Source organism: Flavobacterium zhairuonense, assembly GCF_004352915.1.
GTDB classification, from domain to species: Bacteria; Bacteroidota; Bacteroidia; order Flavobacteriales; family Flavobacteriaceae; genus Flavobacterium; species Flavobacterium zhairuonense.
Window position 1 is genome coordinate 164,920 of sequence record NZ_SJSY01000068.1, and the last position, 19,897, is coordinate 184,816.

15 protein-coding genes are annotated in these 19,897 nt (G+C 33.2%); 5 read left to right on the forward strand and 10 right to left on the reverse strand.

The window, feature by feature from the left end:
• Positions 1-8: 8 nt before the first annotated feature.
• From EYY60_RS06580 to EYY60_RS06590, 3 genes are all read left to right on the forward strand, one after another.
• Entirely contained in the window at positions 9-938 is a 930-nt protein-coding gene (locus tag EYY60_RS06580; protein ID WP_132988588.1) for a PorP/SprF family type IX secretion system membrane protein, read from the forward strand.
• 10 nt (positions 939-948) lie between these two features.
• The gene (locus EYY60_RS06585; RefSeq protein ID WP_132988589.1) at positions 949-3,081 is read left to right on the forward strand and encodes an OmpA family protein; all 2,133 of its coding nucleotides are present in this window, start codon (positions 949-951) and stop codon (positions 3,079-3,081) included.
• A 151-nt stretch (positions 3,082-3,232) separates the two neighbouring features.
• Complete coding sequence (locus EYY60_RS06590) at positions 3,233-3,718, forward strand: hypothetical protein (protein WP_132988590.1); 486 nt, start codon at positions 3,233-3,235, stop codon at positions 3,716-3,718.
• Between the two features lie 125 nt (positions 3,719-3,843).
• Here the strand turns inward: EYY60_RS06590 and EYY60_RS06595 are convergent, their stop codons facing one another.
• Positions 3,844-4,224 carry a DUF1573 domain-containing protein gene (locus EYY60_RS06595; protein ID WP_132988591.1) on the reverse strand — a complete coding sequence of 127 codons (381 nt, stop codon included), beginning with the start codon at positions 4,222-4,224 and terminating at the stop codon, positions 3,844-3,846.
• A 252-nt stretch (positions 4,225-4,476) separates the two neighbouring features.
• Between EYY60_RS06595 and EYY60_RS06600 the strand changes: the two genes are divergently transcribed.
• Positions 4,477-7,110: a valine--tRNA ligase gene (locus tag EYY60_RS06600; RefSeq protein ID WP_132988592.1), complete on the forward strand. Its 2,634-nt coding sequence runs from the start codon at positions 4,477-4,479 to the stop codon at positions 7,108-7,110.
• A gap of 58 nt (positions 7,111-7,168) precedes the next feature.
• On the opposite strand, the gene EYY60_RS06605 is transcribed toward EYY60_RS06600, so the two are convergent.
• The 6 genes from EYY60_RS06605 to EYY60_RS06630 form a co-directional block, all read right to left on the reverse strand.
• Positions 7,169-7,795 carry a putative polyvalent protein kinase domain-containing protein gene (locus EYY60_RS06605; protein ID WP_132988593.1) on the reverse strand — a complete coding sequence of 209 codons (627 nt, stop codon included), beginning with the start codon at positions 7,793-7,795 and terminating at the stop codon, positions 7,169-7,171.
• 59 nt (positions 7,796-7,854) lie between these two features.
• The gene (locus EYY60_RS06610) at positions 7,855-9,168 is read right to left on the reverse strand and encodes an APC family permease (protein ID WP_132988594.1); all 1,314 of its coding nucleotides are present in this window, start codon (positions 9,166-9,168) and stop codon (positions 7,855-7,857) included.
• A 192-nt stretch (positions 9,169-9,360) separates the two neighbouring features.
• A complete protein-coding gene (locus EYY60_RS06615; RefSeq protein WP_132988595.1) occupies positions 9,361-11,589 on the reverse strand; it encodes a TonB-dependent siderophore receptor in 2,229 nt (742 codons plus the stop codon).
• A 255-nt stretch (positions 11,590-11,844) separates the two neighbouring features.
• Positions 11,845-12,570, reverse strand: coding sequence for a DUF4198 domain-containing protein (locus EYY60_RS06620; protein ID WP_132988596.1), 726 nt, complete (start codon positions 12,568-12,570; stop codon positions 11,845-11,847).
• Between the two features lie 178 nt (positions 12,571-12,748).
• Positions 12,749-13,909, reverse strand: a complete 1,161-nt coding sequence (locus EYY60_RS06625) for a PepSY-associated TM helix domain-containing protein (protein WP_132988597.1) — start codon at positions 13,907-13,909, stop codon at positions 12,749-12,751.
• A gap of 92 nt (positions 13,910-14,001) precedes the next feature.
• Positions 14,002-16,314 carry a TonB-dependent receptor gene (locus EYY60_RS06630; RefSeq protein WP_235832299.1) on the reverse strand — a complete coding sequence of 771 codons (2,313 nt, stop codon included), beginning with the start codon at positions 16,312-16,314 and terminating at the stop codon, positions 14,002-14,004.
• A gap of 227 nt (positions 16,315-16,541) precedes the next feature.
• Here EYY60_RS06630 and EYY60_RS06635 point away from each other — a divergent pair, with 227 nt between their 5' ends.
• Positions 16,542-17,702 (forward strand): MFS transporter, encoded by a 1,161-nt coding sequence (locus EYY60_RS06635; RefSeq protein WP_132988599.1) that lies wholly within the window; start codon positions 16,542-16,544, stop codon positions 17,700-17,702.
• Between the two features lie 47 nt (positions 17,703-17,749).
• Here the strand turns inward: EYY60_RS06635 and EYY60_RS06640 are convergent, their stop codons facing one another.
• The 3 genes from EYY60_RS06640 to EYY60_RS06650 all read right to left on the reverse strand — a co-directional run bounded on the left by EYY60_RS06640 (position 17,750) and on the right by EYY60_RS06650 (position 19,832).
• The gene (locus EYY60_RS06640; RefSeq protein WP_132988600.1) at positions 17,750-18,085 is read right to left on the reverse strand and encodes a hypothetical protein; all 336 of its coding nucleotides are present in this window, start codon (positions 18,083-18,085) and stop codon (positions 17,750-17,752) included.
• Positions 18,086-18,263: 178 nt separating this feature from the next.
• Complete coding sequence (locus EYY60_RS06645) at positions 18,264-19,334, reverse strand: outer membrane protein assembly factor BamB family protein (protein ID WP_132988601.1); 1,071 nt, start codon at positions 19,332-19,334, stop codon at positions 18,264-18,266.
• Positions 19,335-19,355: 21 nt separating this feature from the next.
• Positions 19,356-19,832, reverse strand: coding sequence for a DUF6265 family protein (locus EYY60_RS06650; RefSeq protein WP_132988602.1), 477 nt, complete (start codon positions 19,830-19,832; stop codon positions 19,356-19,358).
• Between the last annotated feature and the right edge of the window lie 65 nt (positions 19,833-19,897).

The following is a 19,897-nucleotide window of genomic DNA, read 5'->3' on the forward strand; positions in this document are numbered from 1 at the left end:
TACTTCAAATGAAAAAAATAATACTCTATATAACTTTTCTCTTTTGCTTTACAATTGTTTCAGCACAACAGGATCCCGAATACACGCATTATATGTATAATATGAGTGTCGTAAATCCTGCCTACGCAACTGGAACTCCTTTGATGATGAATTTTGGCGGACTGTACAGGACACAGTGGGTTGGGGCAGTAGGAGCACCAAAAACTTTTACATTTTTTGGACATACGGCTTTGTCAGAAAAAGTTGAAGTAGGTCTTTCGTTTATTTCTGATGATATTGGCGATGGCGCAAAAAAAGAAAATAATATTTACGCGGATTTTGCTTATATATTGAATTTAGGAGGGAAAAATAAACTTTCGCTGGGTTTGAAAGCAGGAGTGTCATCAATGCAGACTAATTTTAACGGATTTAAATTTAGTGATCCCGCAACTGATTTTGCTTTTTCGGAAAATATAAATGCCACAAAACCTAATATTGGTGTTGGAGCGTATTATTTTAGAGATAATTTATATGTCGGATTTTCTGCTCCTAATTTGATAAAATCGAAATACATCGAAGAAAAATCGGGAGTCAATGCTTTTGGAGCTGAAGAAATTCACATGTTTTTTACCGGAGGATATGTTTTTCAAATTAATGATAACTTGAAATTAAAACCCGCCTTTATGTCAAGATTTGTAAAAGCGGCTCCTGTTTCTATTGATTTGACAGCAAATGTTTTGTATAACGAAAAGTTTGAGTTTGGTGCGGCGTATAGGATCGATGATTCGGTAAGTGCTTTGTTTAATTTTAATGTAACACCATCGCTAAGAGTGGGTTATGCTTACGATTATACACTTTCAAATTTAGGTCAGTTTAATTCGGGGACGCATGAAATAATGCTTCTTTTTGATTTGGATTTATTAGGAAAAGGATATGATAAATCACCTAGATTCTTTTAAAATGAAAAATATGAAAAAACTACTCGTTATTATATTCGTATTTTCAATACAATTTATAGGCGCCCAAGACAAAGATTTGGCAAGAGCCAAACGATTCTTCGATAAGACATTTTACAGCGAAGCTATTATTTTATACGAAAGATTAGCCGAAGAAAAACCTTCGCAAGAAGTGATAAAAAACTTGGCCGATTCGTATTATTTCACAAATAATTTAGTAAAAGCGCAACGTTATTACCGACTTTTATTTCAGAATTATAATAAGGATTTGAATCGAGAATATTATTTTAGATATGCGCAGACCTTAAAAGCAACAAATAGTTATGCCGATGCAAATGCATCGCTAAAGCAATATTATGCGTCATCGACTAACGGAAAAGATTCGATTTATTTTAAAAATGAGTTGAAAGAACTTGAAAATGTTTCGGCAATTGGAAATCGATTTGAGATAAAAAACCTAGGAATCAATACACCAAATTCTGAATTTGGGGCAGTTCCATACAATGGAAAATTAGTGTTTGCAGCTGTTAAATTAAAACCGGGGTTATTTGATAAAAAATTTAAATGGGACAATGAAACTTATTTGAACTTAGTTTCTGTTCCTTTGAGTGAAATAAATGCTGTAGAACCAAACATAGACTATTTTTCTCAGGAATTAAAAACTGGAATGCATGAATCAAATGCCGTTTTTACGAAAGATGGCAAAACCGTTTATTTTACGCGCAATAATTCAAAGAATAAAACCAGAAAAACAAACGATCAGAAAGTTTCGAATCTTCAAATTTTCAAGGCAGAATTAATTGATGGGAAATGGAAAAATGTTACGTCGCTTCCGTTCAATAGTTCAAATTATTCAGTCGAGCATCCTGCTCTTAGCGTTGATGAAAAAGTGTTGTATTTTGCTTCAGATATGCCCGGATCTATTGGTTCTTTTGATATTTATTCTGTAAACATCAATAAAGGTGCTTTTGATACGCCAAAGAATTTAGGTCCAATTGTTAATACAGATAAAAGAGAACAATTCCCGTTTGTTTCCGCAGACAATAAGCTTTATTTTTCTTCTGATGGACATTTGGGGTACGGATCATTGGATGTTTTTGTTTCAGAAATCAAAGTAAATGAATATTCAGAACCAGTAAATATAGGATTGCCGTTGAATTCCAATTTAGATGATTTTTCTTTTACGATTAACTCAGAAACCAAAGAAGGATATTTTGCATCAAATAGAGATGGCGGAAAAGGAAAGGATGATATTTACCAATTCAAGGAAACTAAAGATTTGATTGTTGAAGATTGCAAGCAATTTATTGCGGGAACAATTACAGATATTGATACCAATTTACCGCTTGAAAATGCAACAGTAATGCTTCAAGATTCTTCTAAAAAGACTTTAAATACGATTTCGGTTGCATCCGATGGAAAATTCAGTTTTACGGTTGCTTGTGAAAGTTCGTATACAATTGTTGCTTTCAAAGAAAAATATACCAACGAATCAAAAACGCTTGAAATTGGAAAAACCAGAAACGCAACAAGCGATGGTTCATTGGCATTAAGATCTTTAGAGGCAATTAAACTAGAAGAACAACAAATTGCCGAAAAAAGAAGAAAGCAGGAAATTCAGATAGAACAAGAGAAAAAAGAAAAAGAAGCGCTGGCGATTATTGCACTAAATGAAGCAGCAAAAAAAGCCAAAGCAGATGAGATAAAAGCGGCAGAAATCAAGAAAAAGGAAAAAGAAACTGAGATTTTAAAACAAGAAAAAGATGTTGTAAAAGATGATAAGGACCGATTAATTATTAAAACAGATCCTATTTATTTCGATTACAACATGTGGTACATTCGTAAAGAATCAAAAGTAGTTTTAGGACGAGTGGTTGCTTTAATGAACAAATACCCGGGAATGGTTATAGGAATAGGTTCACATACAGATTCACGGGGGAATGCAAAATTTAATGAAGAACTTTCTCAAAAAAGGGCAAATTCAACCAGAGAATTTATAATTCAGTCGGGAATTAACGCAAGCAGAGTTTCGGCAAAAGGCTATGGAGAATCGGTTCCGATTATAAAATGCAAAACAGACGATGCTTGTACAGAAGAAGATCATGAGCTGAACCGAAGATCTGAATTTGTAATCAAGAAATTGTAATAGTATTGTCTTAATAATATTCTGTAGAGGCTCACTGCAGTGCGTCTCATTCATGAGTTGATATTGCTCATGAAAAAATAAATTTTTAATCAAGAAGCCTTTTTTTTGGCTTCTTTTTTTTTATTTTTATATGAAATTAAAAAATTCAGTTATGAAAAAAATAGTATTGTCTTGTATGCTTTTGTCTTTTGTTGGACTTCAAAGCTGTAAAAATGAGGAAAAACAAAAAGCTGAAGCGGCAGCTAAAGCCGAAGGTGAAAAAGTTGTGAGTACAGAATGTTATAAAGCAATTTATGAAAACGATACTTTGGATCTCAAATTGAATATACTTAAAAACGGAAAAATAAGTGGGGATATGACAATGAAAGTTGAATCTTCGCCACTAAAAAAAGGTGAAATTGCTGGAGAATTTCACGGTGATACTTTGTTTGTTGATTATACTTTTGTTGATGGAACAAATAACAATGCAAAGTTCAAAAACCCAATGGCATTATTGAAGCGTGACAAACAGCTTATTTTAGGAAATGGAACAATGCAGACGACAATGGGAGTAACTTATTTGGTTAAAGATAAGCCGATTGATTTTGATCGTGTTAAATATAAATTTGAAAGTGCTGAATGCGCTGATAAAAAATAAAGATGATTTAAAAGATAACGATCTTTGTCAAAGTTTTAAACTTTGACAAAGATTTGACAATTCTCAAATAAAAAAGCCGTTTCTAATTCAAGAAACGGCTTTTGTTGTTTTAGATTTAAAAATTCTTATAAAACTTCACCTTTGATTTTTAAAGCAACTCTTCCGTCAGGATAATTGACAGCGTTGGTTTCAACAGTAATTGTTTTACGAATAGGGCCAGAAGCCATGTTGTATTTTACATCAATTTTTCCTTTTTTTCCAGGCTGTATTGCAGAGGTAGGTTTAGTAACTACAATAGAACTCACTGTTGATTCTGCGCCAATGATCATTAGCGGTGCATCTCCAGTATTAGTGAATTCAAAGGAGCGAACTCCATTATCACTTTTCGAAATTTTTCCATAATCAATAGTATTGTCCTGAGCCGAAAATTCAATTTTCGGGCCATTTTGCGCAAAACCGATTGCACTAAACAATACGATTGCAATAAAAGAGGCAACATTTTTCATTTGAAATTATTTTTAATTGTAAGTAAATATACATTCTTTTAATTAACACACAAATTAATAATTCGCTTTTTATAGTGTCTTTAATTATTTACTTTTGCTGTCAGTTATAATTACAAAAATTGAACCAGTTTTTCTGTTTAATTGTTTAATCGTTAATTCGTTTAATCGATTGACGATATGAAAAAGGAAAAATCAATTAAATAGTTAAACAAAAAACGATTAAACAGTTAAACGATTAAACAACCCTAATAAATGACAATTCCAGCACAATTTGACGCTAAAGCGATTGAGAACAAATGGTATGAGTATTGGATGAAAAACAACTATTTTCATTCAGAACCTGATCATAGAACACCGTATACAATTGTAATCCCGCCACCAAACGTCACTGGAGTCCTTCACATGGGACATATGTTGAATAATACAATTCAGGATGTTTTAATTCGTCGTGCACGTCTTAAAGGATTCAACGCTTGTTGGGTACCAGGAACAGATCACGCTTCTATTGCTACTGAAGCAAAAGTGGTAGCAAAATTAAAAGCAGAGGGAATCAATAAAAACGATTTGACCCGCGAAGAGTTCCTAAAACATGCTTGGGAATGGACAGATAAATATGGCGGAACAATCTTGGAGCAACTTAAGAAATTAGGAGCTTCATGCGATTGGGAACGCACTAAATTCACGATGGATCCAGATATGTCTGCATCTGTAATTAAATCGTTTGTAGATTTATACAACAAAGGTTTGATCTACAGAGGATACCGAATGGTAAACTGGGATCCAGAAGCAAAAACTACTCTTTCTGACGAAGAAGTAATTTACGAAGAACAGCAAGGAAAATTATTTTTCTTAAAATATAAAATTGAAGGAACTGAGGAATTTTTGACCATTGCCACAACGCGTCCAGAAACTATTTTTGGAGATACTGCAATTTGTATCAATCCGAATGATGAGCGTTTTACACATTTAAAAGGAAAAAAAGCAATCGTTCCAATCTGCGGAAGAGTTATTCCAATTATTGAAGACGAATATGTAGATGTAGAATTCGGAACAGGATGTTTGAAAGTAACGCCTGCGCACGATATGAATGATAAAACTCTTGGTGAAAAACACAATCTTGAAATCGTTGATATTTTTAATGAAGATGCTACATTAAACAGCTTCGGATTACATTATCAAGGAAAAGACCGTTTTGTGGTTCGTACTGAAATTGCAAAAGAACTGGAAGAAATTGGAGCTTTAGCAAAAACAGAAACTCACTTAAATAAAGTTGGAACTTCTGAAAGAACAAAAGCGGTAATCGAACCAAGATTATCTGACCAATGGTTCCTAAAAATGGACGATTTGGTAAAACCAGCAATCAAATCGGTTTTAGAAACGGGAGATATTAAATTGCATCCAAAACGTTTCGAAAACACGTATGCGCATTGGTTAAACAATATTCGTGATTGGAATATTTCTCGTCAATTATGGTGGGGACAACAAATTCCAGCGTATTATTATGGAGACGGAAAAGAAGATTTCGTAGTTGCTGAAAACATTGAAGACGCTTTAGCTTTAGCAAAAGAAAAAACCAACAACCAACAACTAACAGCTGACAACTTAAAACAAGATGTTGATGCCTTAGATACATGGTTCTCATCTTGGTTATGGCCAATGTCAGTTTTTGGCGGAATAATGGATCCAGAAAGTCCAGATTTTAAATATTACTATCCAACAAACGACTTGGTAACAGGCCCGGATATTTTGTTTTTCTGGGTTGCGAGAATGATTATCGCAGGTTATGAATATGCAGGTGAAAAACCATTTACAAATGTGTATTTAACAGGTTTAGTTCGTGATAAACAACGTCGTAAAATGTCTAAATCATTAGGAAACTCTCCTGATCCTTTAGACTTAATCGATAAATTTAGTGCCGACGGTGTTCGTGTAGGATTGCTTTTAAGTGCTTCTGCAGGAAACGATATTATGTTTGATGAAGAATTGTGCAGTCAAGGAAAAGCGTTTTCTAACAAAATCTGGAATGCTTTCAAATTGATTAAAGGATGGGAAGTTTCAGAAACTATTCCGCAGCCAGAATCATCAAAAGTAGCAATCGAATGGTACGAAGCTAAATTACAGCAAACTTTGGTTGATATTGAAGATAATTTTGAGAAATACAGAATTTCAGATTCATTAATGGCAATTTACAAATTGGTTTGGGATGATTTCTGTTCTTGGTTTTTAGAGATGATCAAACCGGCTTACCAACAACCAATTGACAGCGTAACTTTTGCGAAAGCAATCGAAATGTTAGAAAGTAACTTGAAATTATTACATCCTTTCATGCCTTTCTTAACTGAGGAAATTTGGCAGTTAATTGCTGAAAGAACTCCAGAAGAAGCTTTAATTGTTTCGACTTGGCCGGAATTAAAACCGTTTGATGCAAAATTAATTGCTGATTTTGAAAATTCAATTGAAGTAATTTCTGGAATTAGAACGATCAGAAAAGACAAAAATATTCCGTTTAAAGATGCAATCGAATTAAAAGGAATCAATAGCGAAAATGTTTCTACTTATTTTGATTCAATCATAACAAAATTAGGAAACGTTTCTGCTTTCGAATATGTTTCAGAAAAAGTAGACGGCGCATTGTCTTTCCGTGTAAAATCAAATGAATATTTCATTCCGATTACTGGAAACATCGATGTTGAAGCTGAAATTGCAAAACTGACAGAAGAATTAAATTACACTAAAGGATTCTTGAAATCTGTTGAAGCAAAACTTTCTAACGAGAAATTCGTAAACGGAGCTCCAGAGAAAGTTCTTAATTTAGAAAAACAAAAACAAGCTGATGCTTTAGCAAAAATTGCTACAATCGAGCAGAGTTTGGCTGGTTTGAAATAAGAAATCAAACTCAGTTTATCATACAAAACCCGACAGATTTTTGAAATTTGTCGGGTTTTTATATTTTGTAAAAATTATCTTTTATATAGAAAACGGTATCTATAAATTGAAGAATACCATTTTCGGTCAATACATTTTCGTCGTGAAGATCTTCAAGAATAATTCCTAAGTCAGGATTATAGTAGTCGTTATTTTTGGTATTTAAAAATCCGTTTACAAGCATAAACTCTTTTACGACTTCTAGATCTGTTGGTTCAGTTGCTTTAACAAAAGGCTGTTCGACAACCGCATATATAATATCTTCATTTTTGAAAAAGCCTAATAAACGGTATGCTGTATCTGGGAAAAAGAAGTTATTTAATAATAAATTATTGAAGTAATCTATCCAGGAATTGTAATAAATAGAATCATTAAGCTTGATTACATGCTTTCCGTCTTTCAAATAGACTTTTTGCTCTGCTCCTTCAGAAAGGTAATCTTCAAGATTAATATCTAGAATCCAAAGACTATTTAATTCTATAAACCTTTCTAAGGTCTCTTTTTCTTGTTTTTTGAAATGCTTGAATTCTTTAGCCATTGTACTTGAGCTTTGGCTTCTTCTAAGGTAACTGGCTGCTGCTTGGATAATTGTTCCATGCTTAACTTTGCTCTTTCCTGAAATGATAAGTTGTAATTCATGTTTCATATTGTTAAATGCAAAAATAGTGAATTTTATTAAAAAATAAAACAAAAGTAAGTTTTGTATTACTTTTTCTTCTTCAAAACCAAAAACAAAGGATAAGAAACAATTGCAATTACAACAATAATTATAAAACTTTTAGGATCGCTGTAAATAAATCCTGCCAGTAAAGCGATAGAGGCAATTATGGCAATAATAGTTGTCCAAGGATACCAAAAAGAATGATAAGGTCTTGGTAAATCTGGTTCTGAAGTTCTTAGTTTTAAAAGCGAATAATAAGCCAATCCCCAAACAATTATAGAGATAAAAGCGGCGAAAGAAAACAATACTTCAAATGAACCAATACAGATTAAAAACAAACTGAAAAAAGACGAAACCAAAAGCGCTACAATTGGTGTTCCTCCTTTGTTTACCATTGTTCCCTGTTTGATGAAAAATCCGTCACGACTTAATCCGTAAAGAATCCTTGGAGGAATCATCATAAAAGCATTCAAAATACTGATCAAAGAAAAAATAGAAATTACGGTTACTATTTTAGCGCCGTTTTCTCCGAAAAGGACTTTGGCAACATCGGCCGCGGCCAGATTTGATTTTGCTAAAGTTTCGATAGGCAAAACATGAAAAAATGCCGCATTTACTAATATATAAATTGCTACAACAAGTAAAACACCGCTGTATAAGGATTTCGGAATGTTTTTGCTCGGATCGTCATTTTCTTCAGCAAAAAAACAAACGGCATTCCAACCATTATAAGTTCCGATGATAAGTTGTAAAGATTTAAAAAAGCCAAAAACAAGTCCGATTTGAAAAAAAGTGTTATCTGTTTTGATTGGCGGGACTTCAACTCCTGAATACATAAAACAAGCCACAACTAAAGCAACAAAACAAATCACTTTTAAGAAGCTGGTAATTTGCTGAATTACGCTTCCATTTTTTACGCCGCTTAAGTGCAATAAAACAAATGCAATTAATAATGAAATCGAGATTATAGTCGAATAATTTGCTAATTCAGGAAATAAAATAATAGTATATTCACTAATTACAATGCAATAGAAAGCGGGCGGAATAGCATTAACGATATAATCATACCAGCCCGATAAAAAACCAGCATATTCACCCAAAGCTCTTTTTATATAATTGTAAGATCCACCAGCTTTTGGGAGCATTGTTGCTAATTCTGAATAGGAGTTGGCTCCTAACAAAACGTATATGCCACCAAAAAGCCACGAAGCAAGAATAAGCCAATAATTGTTTAATAATCCAGCAATCGATCCCGGCGTTCGTAAAATCCCGACTCCAATTGTACCGCCAATTAATACGGCTATGTTAAAGCTTAATCCTAGTGTTTTTTTTAATTGGTTTTGTTTGGAATCTGACATCGATTTTGGTTTTGTTGAGAGTGGAAATTTAAAACAAAAGTAAAGATAATTAGAGCACTTTTTGCTGTAAAAAATAAAAACCTCATTTATTGCTAAATGAGGTTTTTGCTGAAATTTAAACCAAAACTTTTGATGCTTTTTAGAATTAAAGAGCTGAAAAAGTTCTAACAAATTAAAATCTAATTCAAAAATTTAGAATTTGTATCGTAGACTTGTCATAACTTGACGAGGTGCGATTGGATTCACGCTATAATTTTCGTGAACGGTATAGTTTAACTCGTTTGTAATGTTTGATAATTTACATAGAAGCGAGAATTTTTTCCAAGTATATCCAACAGATGCATCAATTGTAACATAACCTTCTAATGGAATTTCTCTGTGGTAAATGCCATCAGGATATTTAACTGTATCTGTACTGATTTGGTCGTTCCATCCTCCTAAACGATCACCGATATAATTTCCAACTGCTCCAACAGATAGATTTTTGAATATACCTTCTTGTACAGTGTAAAAGAAACTTAAGTTTGCAGTGTTTGCTGGAGTTCTAACAAGACGGTCACCTTCTATAAAACTTCCGTTCAGACCAGATGTTTTAGTGTAACGCATATCATTGTAGCTGTAACCTGCAATAATACTAAGTCCTTCAATTGGTCTTGCAGTAATGTCAACTTCAACACCTTTACTTTTAGTTTCTCCACTTAAAACTTTTATGTTTGTATCTGAATTTAAGCTTCCATCAGCTTTAAATTCTGCTGTTTGAGCCAAATTGCTATTTGTGATTTGGTAAACCGTAACGTTTGTGCTTAATAATCCTTTTAAGAAATCAGTTTTAACACCCGCTTCGTATTGATCGATAATTGATGGTTCGATCGGTTTTAAATCAGCTGTAGTTCCTGTGTTTGGAGTAAACGAAGTAGAATAACTTGCAAATAAAGAAACATCTTTTCTTGGTTGGTATATTAATCCGAATTTTGGAGAAAATGCATTGTCTAATTTTTTAGGGCCAACAGTTGGTACTGCATCCTCAGGTCTAACAGTTTGTTTGCCTCCAGCATAAGTTTCTTTGTAAGTTGTAACTTCAGCTTCTTGCCATGACCAACGCAAACCTGCCAATACTTTAAACTTTTCTGTAATTGAGATCAAATCTTGGAAATATACACCAAAACGGTTCGTTTCTGTTTTTGCAATTTGAGTCGCTCTAGCGTTAGGAATATCATTTCTTTGCGTTGACGGATCAAAGTTAAAAAGATTTATAGTATCGTAATTTGCAGGGGTAAATGCATAAGTGTAAGCTGTTGCAAATGAGTTTTCCCAGTCTGTACCTGTAAATACTTGATGTTTTATTGATCCAGTATTAAAGTTTCCTTGAAGGCTTAATTGGTCTCCTAAAATTTGTTCTAAGTTTTCATTTTGAACTAAAGGTCTTGTCCAATCTCCATTTGGTTGTATCGTAGATAACTGTGCAGTAGATTTTGAAGCTCTATTGTAAGTTTGGTAAGAACTATTAAAGTTAAGCTTCCAGTTTTTATTGAAATCATGATTTAATAGTACAGATGCACTAGCAGATTTTGTATTACCATTAGACCAAATTGAACCGTAAAAAGCATTTCGAGGCAAATCAAGAATTTGCGTACCAATAATTCCGGTTCCAAAATCAGGTGTCCAATCTGCGCTTAAATAATCTCCCTGAACTGTAATTTGAGTTTTAGGACTAATTACGAAAAGCAACGATGGATTTACATAAACACGTTCGTTTTTTACGACATCTCTAAAGCTTTCAGAATTTTCATAAGAACCATTGATTCTAAATGCAATTGATTTTGTCAAACCTCCGTAAAAATCGAAAGCTGGCTTGTAATAAGAATAACTTCCAATCTGCATTGAAACTTCTCCTCCGCTTTTGAATTGAGGTGTTTTTGTCACTAAGTTTAAGATTCCTCCTGGCGCAACGTTTCCAAATAATAAGGCAGAACCACCTTTTAGAAATTCTACTTTATCTAAACCTGAAACATCTGGAATAGAACCCGCATTGTAACGGAAACCATTTTTAAACATATTGTTGGCAGACATGTCGTAACCTCTAGAGAAGAAAGACTCTTGAGCACCACCACGAGCAGAACCTACATAAACCCCATTTGCATTTTTTAAAACTTCGCTTAATCTGATCGCTTGTTGTTGTTCGATAATTTCTGAACCAATAACTTGAATAGATTGTGGATTATCCATTGGTTTCAAACCAGAACGTACAGCAGTTACTGGTTTAGGCTCTTTGCCTTTAGTAACAACTACTTCGTTTAGGATTTCTCCTTTTTTATTTTTTACGGTATCACTAACAGTTGTGGTATTTTCGGCACTTGTAAATTCTTGGCTATAAGCTCCAAAACTTATCAAAGATAAAGCAAGTAGTAAACTATGTTTCATGTGACTTATTTAGATTTAATAAAAATAATTTTTTGCAAATATAAGGTCACGTAAAGGGTTTAACAAAATTTATAGAGGTATTTTCGCTCTTAAAGTTTTATTATTATTGTCTTAAGATTTGCTTAAGATTTTGGTTTTTAGAATCTATTTTCTTATTTAGATTGAATTAAAAGAAGCTGTTTTAAAACAGAAAAAGCCCTGCTTAAAGTAAGCAAGGCTTTTTACTAAGACTAATTTAAAAATGAAGGGGTATTGTTATTTTACGGTAATCTGGTAAGTTGCCATTTTCCAGATTTCATCATATTTTTTGCCGTTATGTTCTCCAGATGATTTATCTGTGTGTGCATACTCAACCATATAATTTCCTGACCAGATAGGAGTGAATGAAAATTCTCCTTTATCATTTGTCCATAATTCTTTTTCCCAGCCATTTGGAGCAATTACTTTGATTTTTGTTTCTTTTGCTATTGCGCCATCATAAGATGCAACACCAGATACTTTTACGTCTTTTTTTGCAACGTCGGCATTTTCAGAGAAAACAGCAATTTTGTTGCTGTTTGAAGCAATGCTATTTCCGGCAGTTTTGTTTCCAACAACAACATTTGCGCTAGAATTGTAATCTAATTTCATTGTTCCGTAAACATCTTTAACTGTATGGTGCATTACAATTGTGTAAACGCCATCTTCATCTGGAGTAAAGAATGCTTGATATTTGTTATCTAAAGCTTTTGATGTAAGCTTAGTTTCTTTTTTTGATGGACTGATAACTACTAAAGAGAAATCTTTTAAATCTGAAAACCATTTGTCAGCTTTTGTAATATCATTGTCTGAGAATTCTCCAAAATAAACTGAAATTTCTTGTGCTTTTCCTTTAACTCCCGTAGCTTTTGTTTCGATCCAAAGAGCGTGAGCAAATAATTGAGGACTGACAACCAACATTAAAAATAAAAATGCAATTGTTTTTAAAGTTTTCGATTTCATAGTATTTAAGATTAAGATTAATAGTTTAGAAAATTGTGTTGTGTTTAAACTGATGTAGAAAGCATCAATTAGTCAATATTAATGGCCTTTTCGAAATTAAAGGCAAATATAAAGTTTAAAATTAGTTTTACAATTCTTATTTAGAATAAATATTAATAATAACTATAAAAGTTTATTTTTAAGATGATTTAGCCGAAGTTTTTTTCTTTTTATTATTTCGTTCCCACCAAATTAAAAAACCTGTGATAGGCAAACTGGCACATACAAGGCTGGCAAAAAAGGCTAATACTTTTCCAGGAAAGCCCAAAATGCTTCCTACATGCAAATCGTAATTTATAAATCTGAATTTTTCGCCGCCGCTTTTGTCATTGTACGTAGTGATTTTTAAGTTTTTGGCAGTATAGCGATCAAATTCCATTGATACGTCATCAAAGCGATTTTTATATCGCACGAATGCTTGAAAAGTGGCCAATGAATCATCTTCTTTTGGAATAAACAAATAATAGCTTTTAGCCTTAGGATTTGCTTTTCGGGTTGCCGTGAATATTTTGTCCGTGGCTGTATTTTTGATATATTGTGTGGTATCCGAAACTAATTTTTCTTTTTCAACTGTTTTACCTCCGTTAAAGATCCATTGAACGCCTTTGTCATAGCATTCAAAAGCCCAAACGAGTCCGGTTAGTGCGATAATTAAGGCGAAAAACATCATGTAATAACCCAGAATATTGTGTAAATCATAATTTTTGCGTTTCCACTGAGTCGTGTTTTTCCATCGAAACCAAAAACGCTGTTTTGCAGCTTGCTTATTTTTTGGCCACCAAAGTATTAGGCCAGTAATCAACGAAATGATGAAAATAATGGTTGCAGTTCCAACAATCGGGTCGCCAATTTCGCTATTCAAACAAAGCGTTTGATGCAACATTCGAACAAAAACAAAAAACTCAAAATTATACTCTTCAAGTTTTTGCACAGTTCCAGTATACGGATTTAGGTAAACATATGTATTTTGATACCGATTCCAGTACCAAACAGCATCTTTATCTAATTCTTCAAAAAACCAGACGATAGCGGTACGTTTATCATCATTAATGATTCGGGCGCCAGAAAGTTTTTGATTCGGATGAATTTTTGCATTTGCTTCTTCAGCAATTTTTATAAGTTGGCTTACAGGCAGTTTTTTTGCTTTTACCTGATCAGCATAATAATATTCGTGGACAATAGGGCGTAATTCTTCTTCAAAAACATATAAACAGCCTGTAATGCCTAGTATAACCACAATTAAGCCAGAAGACAATCCCAGCCATAAATGTATTTTTTTTATAAAATTTTTAAATGTCATGTTTGTTTATGATCCAGCAGTTAGATTTAAATTGCTCTTATTTTAAAAAGCACCTCTTGATTGAGTGGAGGTGCTTTTTTATGAATTTAAATTTAGAATTTAAGAGTCAAGCTTGCCAAAATGTTAGTTGGAGCTTGTGATGTTCCCCAAAAATCCCAGTATCTTTCATTGCTGATATTGTTGAATTTCAAACCAATTCTCCAAGAAGATTGTTCATAATAAACAGATGCATTGTAAGTTGTATAAGATGGCATATAAAAAGTATTATCTGCAGTAAAGTAATTTTTATCCACATAATTTGCGCCTGCACCAATTCCTAAGCCTTTTAATTTGTTTTGGAAAGTATAAGAAGTCCAAAAGTTGAAAACATTTTCGGGAGAACCTGTCGCTTTATTTCCTTCTATAGTTGCATCAGAAGCTTTTACGATTCTATTGTCATTATAGCCGTAACCAGCAACAATGTTGAATCCGTTGATTGGGTTAGCAATTAATTCAAAATCAAAACCTTTGCTCACTTGTTTTCCATCTTGCACTGTAAATCCAGATGCATTTAATCTTGTCGCATTATCAATTGTAATATTGTAATAACTTACAGAACCGCTTAATTTTTTGTGAAATGCTTCGGCTTTAATTCCTCCTTCGTATTGTACAGCATAAATCGGATCCAAAACTAGCTGAGTTGCATCTGGTTGTGTAACAGGTTGCATATTTTGAAAACCGTTCATATAATTTCCAAATAATGAAACTTGATCTTTCACAAGTTCGTAAACCAATCCAAGTTTTGGAGATAATGCAGTTTGATGATACCCTTCGACAGTTCCAACTTTTTCGCGGTCAAAATTGTCCAAACGCAAACTCAGCATTGCAGAAAGACGATCTGTAAAATTGATAACATCGCAGGCATAAGCACTGAAAGTTTTTTGATCAGCAACAGGAGATGTTGTCAGTACTAGGCCAGCATCAACAGCTTTTCTTCTAATGGGAGCGAAGTTTGTTGTAACATCAATATTGTCAAGAGTGAAAGTAGTTCCGCCAGAAAAAGAGCCACTAAAAAGTCTGTAATTTAAACCAACCAAGAATTTGTGTTTGATGCTTCCGGTATTAAATTTTCCGTTTAAGTTTTCCTGAATGTTGGTGTAGTTGTTGTAGATTGGCCCCCAAAGTCCAACTCTTCTTGCGACTTGAGTTGGAGAACTCCAAACCGCATAACTTTGATAACTGCGCTCTACATCTTCGCCCACAAAAGAGAAAACGGTTGTCGATTTCCAATTTTCTGAAATTTCATATTCTGCCTGAGCAAAAACTTTAGTTGCTGTTGTTTTTGCATCGTTGTCGTCATGGAACATCGATTTTCTGTAATCAATTTTCAAATCATTCGGATTTGTTATTCCTGAAGTTGTCGCGTAAGTATTGTAAGTGCGGCGTGTATTGTTTACATTATAAAGTTCGGCGTCAAAATTAAAAGTAAGTTTTTCTGATGCCTTATAAGTTAAGCTTGGGGCAAAAAGAAATGCATTGTTAAAGCCGTAATTTAAGAAGCTTTTCTCCCTGTTAACAGCCATATTGATTCGGAACAAAACAGTTTTGTCTTTATTTAATGGTGTATTTACATCTGCTGTAAGTCGGTTAAGATTGTAGCTTCCTGCTGTATAAGATATTTCGGACGCAGTTGCTTCAAAAGGTTTTTTGGTCACCAAATTCACAACTCCTCCAAATGAAGAAACAGATGAACCAAATAAAGTTCCCGATGGACCTTTCATAATTTCAATTCGCTCAACATTCCCAAGATCTACAGAAGAACGCCCAGAAGCCGTTTCCATTCCATTTCTGGCATTTACTCCAGTTGAGAATCCTCTAAAAATCACGCCAACTCCTCCAGAAGGATAACTGATTGAAACTACACCAGGCGAATTTTGAACGGCGCTTCTAATATCTACAGCAACTTGCTCCTGTAAAAGTTCTTTGTGTATCACGCTGTAAACTTGCGGGTTTTCGAGATTTTTCAGAGGCATTCTGGCAACATAATCTGTTTTTTTAGAAACGATGCTTTTTTTGCCGCTAATTACCACTTCTTGAAGTTCTTTATTTGAAACTTTAAGTTGCAGGTTTAATGTATTGGTTTCGTTTTCTGTAACCATAACCTCTTTTTCAGAAGTTTCATAGCCTGTTAAAGAAATTTGAAGTGTGTAAGTCCCTGTTTTTACTCGGTTAAATTCAAATGTACCATCATCATTGGTTGTGGTGCCATATTTTGAATTTTTTAAAATGATATTCACTCCAGCGGCAGCATCGCCATCTGAAGTTGTAATAGTTCCTTTTATTTTTCCACTGTTTTGCTGTGCAAAAATGCTTAAAAACGAAAATAAAAAACTGATTGAAAATAGAAAACGAGAAGTTTTCAGCATAGTGTAAGTCATTGAATTATTTAATTGGTTTGTAATTAATTTTATTTAGAATAAATAAAAACAGTACAAATGTAGAAATTAAAATAATTTTAACAATTTTTATTTTTATCAATTGTTGATGAAATTGTTAAATGTTGGTTTTGTGGGTAATTAAAGGGAATTCTTATTCAAAGTTGTAGTTAGATAAAATTTAAAAGCCTTAATTTTGCAGTCAGAAAATTGATTTCATGATTTTACCTTTCTTAAAAAAGTATCAAAACACACCCAAAGGATATCGAATAGCAAACACTGTATTTTTTTTCCTTTCTGGAATTGGCTATTCTTCTTGGGTTTCCAGAATTCCGCACATACAAGCCCAATTGCATTTGTCTGAAGCACAATTTGGAGCAGTATTATTTGCCTTTCCGATTGGATTGATGCTTACAATGCCATTTACAGGAAAATTATTGAACAAATACAGCAGCCGCTACATTATGCTTTTAGGCGCAATTATGTTTAATATTGTACTTGCATTGCCTGGTTTGGTGGCTTTTGTATGGCAGTTGGTTCTTGTGCTTTTGATTTTTGGGGCATCCCGAAATATTTTCAATTTGTCGATTAATGCACAATCGCTCGAAGTGCAAAAATTATATCCAAAATCGATTATAACACGTTTTCATGCCGTTTGGAGTATTGCCATTTTTACAGGCGCTGGATTGGGCTATGTAATGGTAACGCAACATATTTCGCCTGCACATCATTTGTTGGGTGTAAGTGTTTTTATGATGGCGCTTACGGCTTGTTTTTATCCTATGAGTATTCATAATGAACCAGTTCCAGTTAAAAAGAAATTCTTTTCAATGCCCGAAAAAAACTTAGTCAAATTTGCTTTGATTTGTTTCGTTTCAATGGCTTGCGAAAATACCATGTATGATTGGAGCGGAATTTATTTCGAAAATATACTAAAAGCGTCGCCAAAATTAACCAGCGCCGCGTTTGTGTTTTTTGCTACAGCTGTAACTTTAGGACGCATTTTTGGTGATTATGGTGTAATGAAATTTGGAACTAAAAAAATCTTGCTTTATAGCGGAATCTTAATTACAGTAGGTTTCGGAATTTGTTTTATCCTGCCTTATGTTTATCCAACTATTTTTGGTTATATGTTGATTGGATTTGGCGTTTCTTGTGTGGTTCCATTGGTATTTAGCATTGCCGGAAGATCATCAAATTTAAGCAGTGGTTCGGCGTTGACTTCGATTTCTACAATTGGTTATTTGGGGTTTTTATTGGTTCCGCCAATGGTTGGTTTTATTTCTGAATATTTAAGTATGAAATGGGCGTTTCTAGTAATGGCGCTTTTAGGTATTCTGATGATTTTCATGGTCAATAAAATCGGGGAGAATGAGTAGTTTTTTTTAGCTTCTAAGATGCTGAGGTTTTTAGAAACTGAGTTTTATTATTTTTCATTCTCGATTGTAGTTTCAGTATGATATTCAAAAATGTAGCTAAAAATTATCAGAATTGGTAAAGCAAGCCAAGCTGTAAAAACCAATTCAATTCCGTTTTGACCACCCGAACCATAACATAAAATATCTGCAGTTGTAAAAAATATACTAAGTGCAGTTTGAATAAAAAAGTATTCAAAAAAATTGAAGAAAATCAGATATGTTCTCAGTTTTTCCGAAGTTTCTGTTTCTTTACTCCTAAGTTTTTTAAGCATTAAAACAGGAAGCGAAATCATTCCAATCCAAGAAAGTGCCCAAAATGTTTTCCAAATTAAGGTGCATTCCATTCCTAGTTTTTGTAGAATGAACTGACCACAAACTAAAAGAATAACAGTAAATCCTGGAATAATGACACCTATGAGACAAAAAATCATCGTAGCTCTAATATAATTGTATTTATATTTCAAATTATATCAATTGATTGTGTTCTTTAATTCTTTATTTATGATTATATAATTGAAAAAATTACTTCTTAGCTGTTTCAATCACTTTTGGTGATGCATCTGAATTTTGTCCTGTTGTTTTAAAAACCGATTTGATTGTCGCTAAATCAGTACTTATTTTATACACTTCACCAGATTCATCTGCAAAATAAATAGCATTTTCAATCAGTACAGGACTTGATTTTATTTTTTCTTTTGCTGGAAATTTCTTGATTAGTTTTCCTGTAGCTTTATCTAAAACGTAAAGGTTTTTATCATCACTTCCAAAGATGATTTTATTGCCACTTACAAGCGATTCTGTGCGAATACTAGCATTGGCTTTAAATTTCCATTTTGTGGCCATGGTTGTTTTGTCAAGACAATAAAAGAAGCCTCCGTCATTGCCAAAGAAAATAAAATTTCCATCAATTGCTGGAGTTGAGGAAACCCATTCATTTGTAGTTGCTTTTGCAACAATTTTCTTTTCGTCTAAACTGAATTTGTAAAAATTCATATCGTTGCTGCCCAAAAAAAGATTGTTTTGATCCACTATTATTCTTCCAAAAATACCCGCAGAAGCGCATTGATAAGATTCGACTAAAGATCCTTGCAAACTCAGTTTATATATTTTTCCTTTTGTATCACCAATAAAAATCGAATTATCCTTAAATGAAACAGGAGAACTGATTGGCGCATCAGCATAGAATTTACCAAGAGTTGAACCATCTCGAGGATCAAGAATAAATAAACTGGATGCCGATGTAACATAAAGATTGTTATCTATCAGCGTTGGTTTGTTGGCTATAGGGCTGTAGGTGCCAAGGTTTATTTTCCAGATTTGTTTTCCATCAGCTCCAATGCAATAAATCATCGCATTAGCATCACCAATGAAAATCTTGTTTTCTTTAATTTCTGCTTGACTATATATTTCATTTTCAGCATTAAAAATCCAATTTGTATTTTTTGTATCGCTATTCAGGGAGTATAAATTTTTATTTAAGCTCCCAAATATTAAATTTTTGTTTTGAAAATTTATTTTAGCAATAATGCTTTGTGCTTGCAAGTTGGTTAATGTTGCAAAAAAGCTTACAAATAGTAGGATTTTTATTTTCATATCATGGCTTATTAGAAAATGTTATTTTTTAGTCATCACAAATTTTTCAGAACTTGGTTTACCATTTAAATTTCCCGAAATCTCAGCAGTCAAAGTATTGTTTGGACCCTTTGTATAAGTGATTTTTTGGGGATAATCATGTTTCGGATTTTCGAAAACTAATTTTTGATCCGTTTCAGAAGTCGAAGGGAAGAAAACGGGTTTGTCTTCATTCTGACCTCTTACAGTTGCTTTATAGGTCAATGTTTCACCCAATTGAGCCAAAATAATAGTTTCAAAATGCAGCGTGTCTTTTCCTTTAATAAAATAAGATGAAGCGCTAAAAGTACTGTCATTAAGTTTTTGCCAGTTTTCGGATAAAATGCCTTCATCAGAAGTATTTTCCCAATTTCCAATCAACCAATCGGCTTTTTTGATTTTGTCTTTTTCAATCGTTTCTTTTTTCTGGCAAGAAACAAAAGCTATAATTAGGGCGATAAGGGTAATTTTCTGAAACATATTTTTCCGTTTTGATTTTGTATTGAAGTACTAAAATAAGAAAAAAATGTTTGCTACGAATAATA

Excerpts from the sequence above, each read along its gene's own strand:
- EYY60_RS06630 (WP_235832299.1), bottom strand. The coding sequence starts at position 16,314 with ATGCTGAAAACTTCTCGTTTTCTATTTTCAATCAGTTTTTTATTTTCG.
- EYY60_RS06605 (WP_132988593.1), bottom strand. The coding sequence starts at position 7,795 with ATGAAACATGAATTACAACTTATCATTTCAGGAAAGAGCAAAGTTAAG.
- EYY60_RS06610 (WP_132988594.1), bottom strand. The coding sequence starts at position 9,168 with ATGTCAGATTCCAAACAAAACCAATTAAAAAAAACACTAGGATTAAGC.
- EYY60_RS06580 (WP_132988588.1), top strand. The coding sequence starts at position 9 with ATGAAAAAAATAATACTCTATATAACTTTTCTCTTTTGCTTTACAATT.
- EYY60_RS06620 (WP_132988596.1), bottom strand. The coding sequence starts at position 12,570 with ATGAAATCGAAAACTTTAAAAACAATTGCATTTTTATTTTTAATGTTG.
- EYY60_RS06590 (WP_132988590.1), top strand. The coding sequence starts at position 3,233 with ATGAAAAAAATAGTATTGTCTTGTATGCTTTTGTCTTTTGTTGGACTT.
- EYY60_RS06585 (WP_132988589.1), top strand. The coding sequence starts at position 949 with ATGAAAAAACTACTCGTTATTATATTCGTATTTTCAATACAATTTATA.
- EYY60_RS06640 (WP_132988600.1), bottom strand. The coding sequence starts at position 18,085 with ATGGAATGCACCTTAATTTGGAAAACATTTTGGGCACTTTCTTGGATT.
- EYY60_RS06600 (WP_132988592.1), top strand. The coding sequence starts at position 4,477 with ATGACAATTCCAGCACAATTTGACGCTAAAGCGATTGAGAACAAATGG.
- EYY60_RS06625 (WP_132988597.1), bottom strand. The coding sequence starts at position 13,909 with ATGACATTTAAAAATTTTATAAAAAAAATACATTTATGGCTGGGATTG.
- EYY60_RS06595 (WP_132988591.1), bottom strand. The coding sequence starts at position 4,224 with ATGAAAAATGTTGCCTCTTTTATTGCAATCGTATTGTTTAGTGCAATC.
- EYY60_RS06635 (WP_132988599.1), top strand. The coding sequence starts at position 16,542 with ATGATTTTACCTTTCTTAAAAAAGTATCAAAACACACCCAAAGGATAT.
- EYY60_RS06645 (WP_132988601.1), bottom strand. The coding sequence starts at position 19,334 with ATGAAAATAAAAATCCTACTATTTGTAAGCTTTTTTGCAACATTAACC.
- EYY60_RS06615 (WP_132988595.1), bottom strand. The coding sequence starts at position 11,589 with ATGAAACATAGTTTACTACTTGCTTTATCTTTGATAAGTTTTGGAGCT.
- EYY60_RS06650 (WP_132988602.1), bottom strand. The coding sequence starts at position 19,832 with ATGTTTCAGAAAATTACCCTTATCGCCCTAATTATAGCTTTTGTTTCT.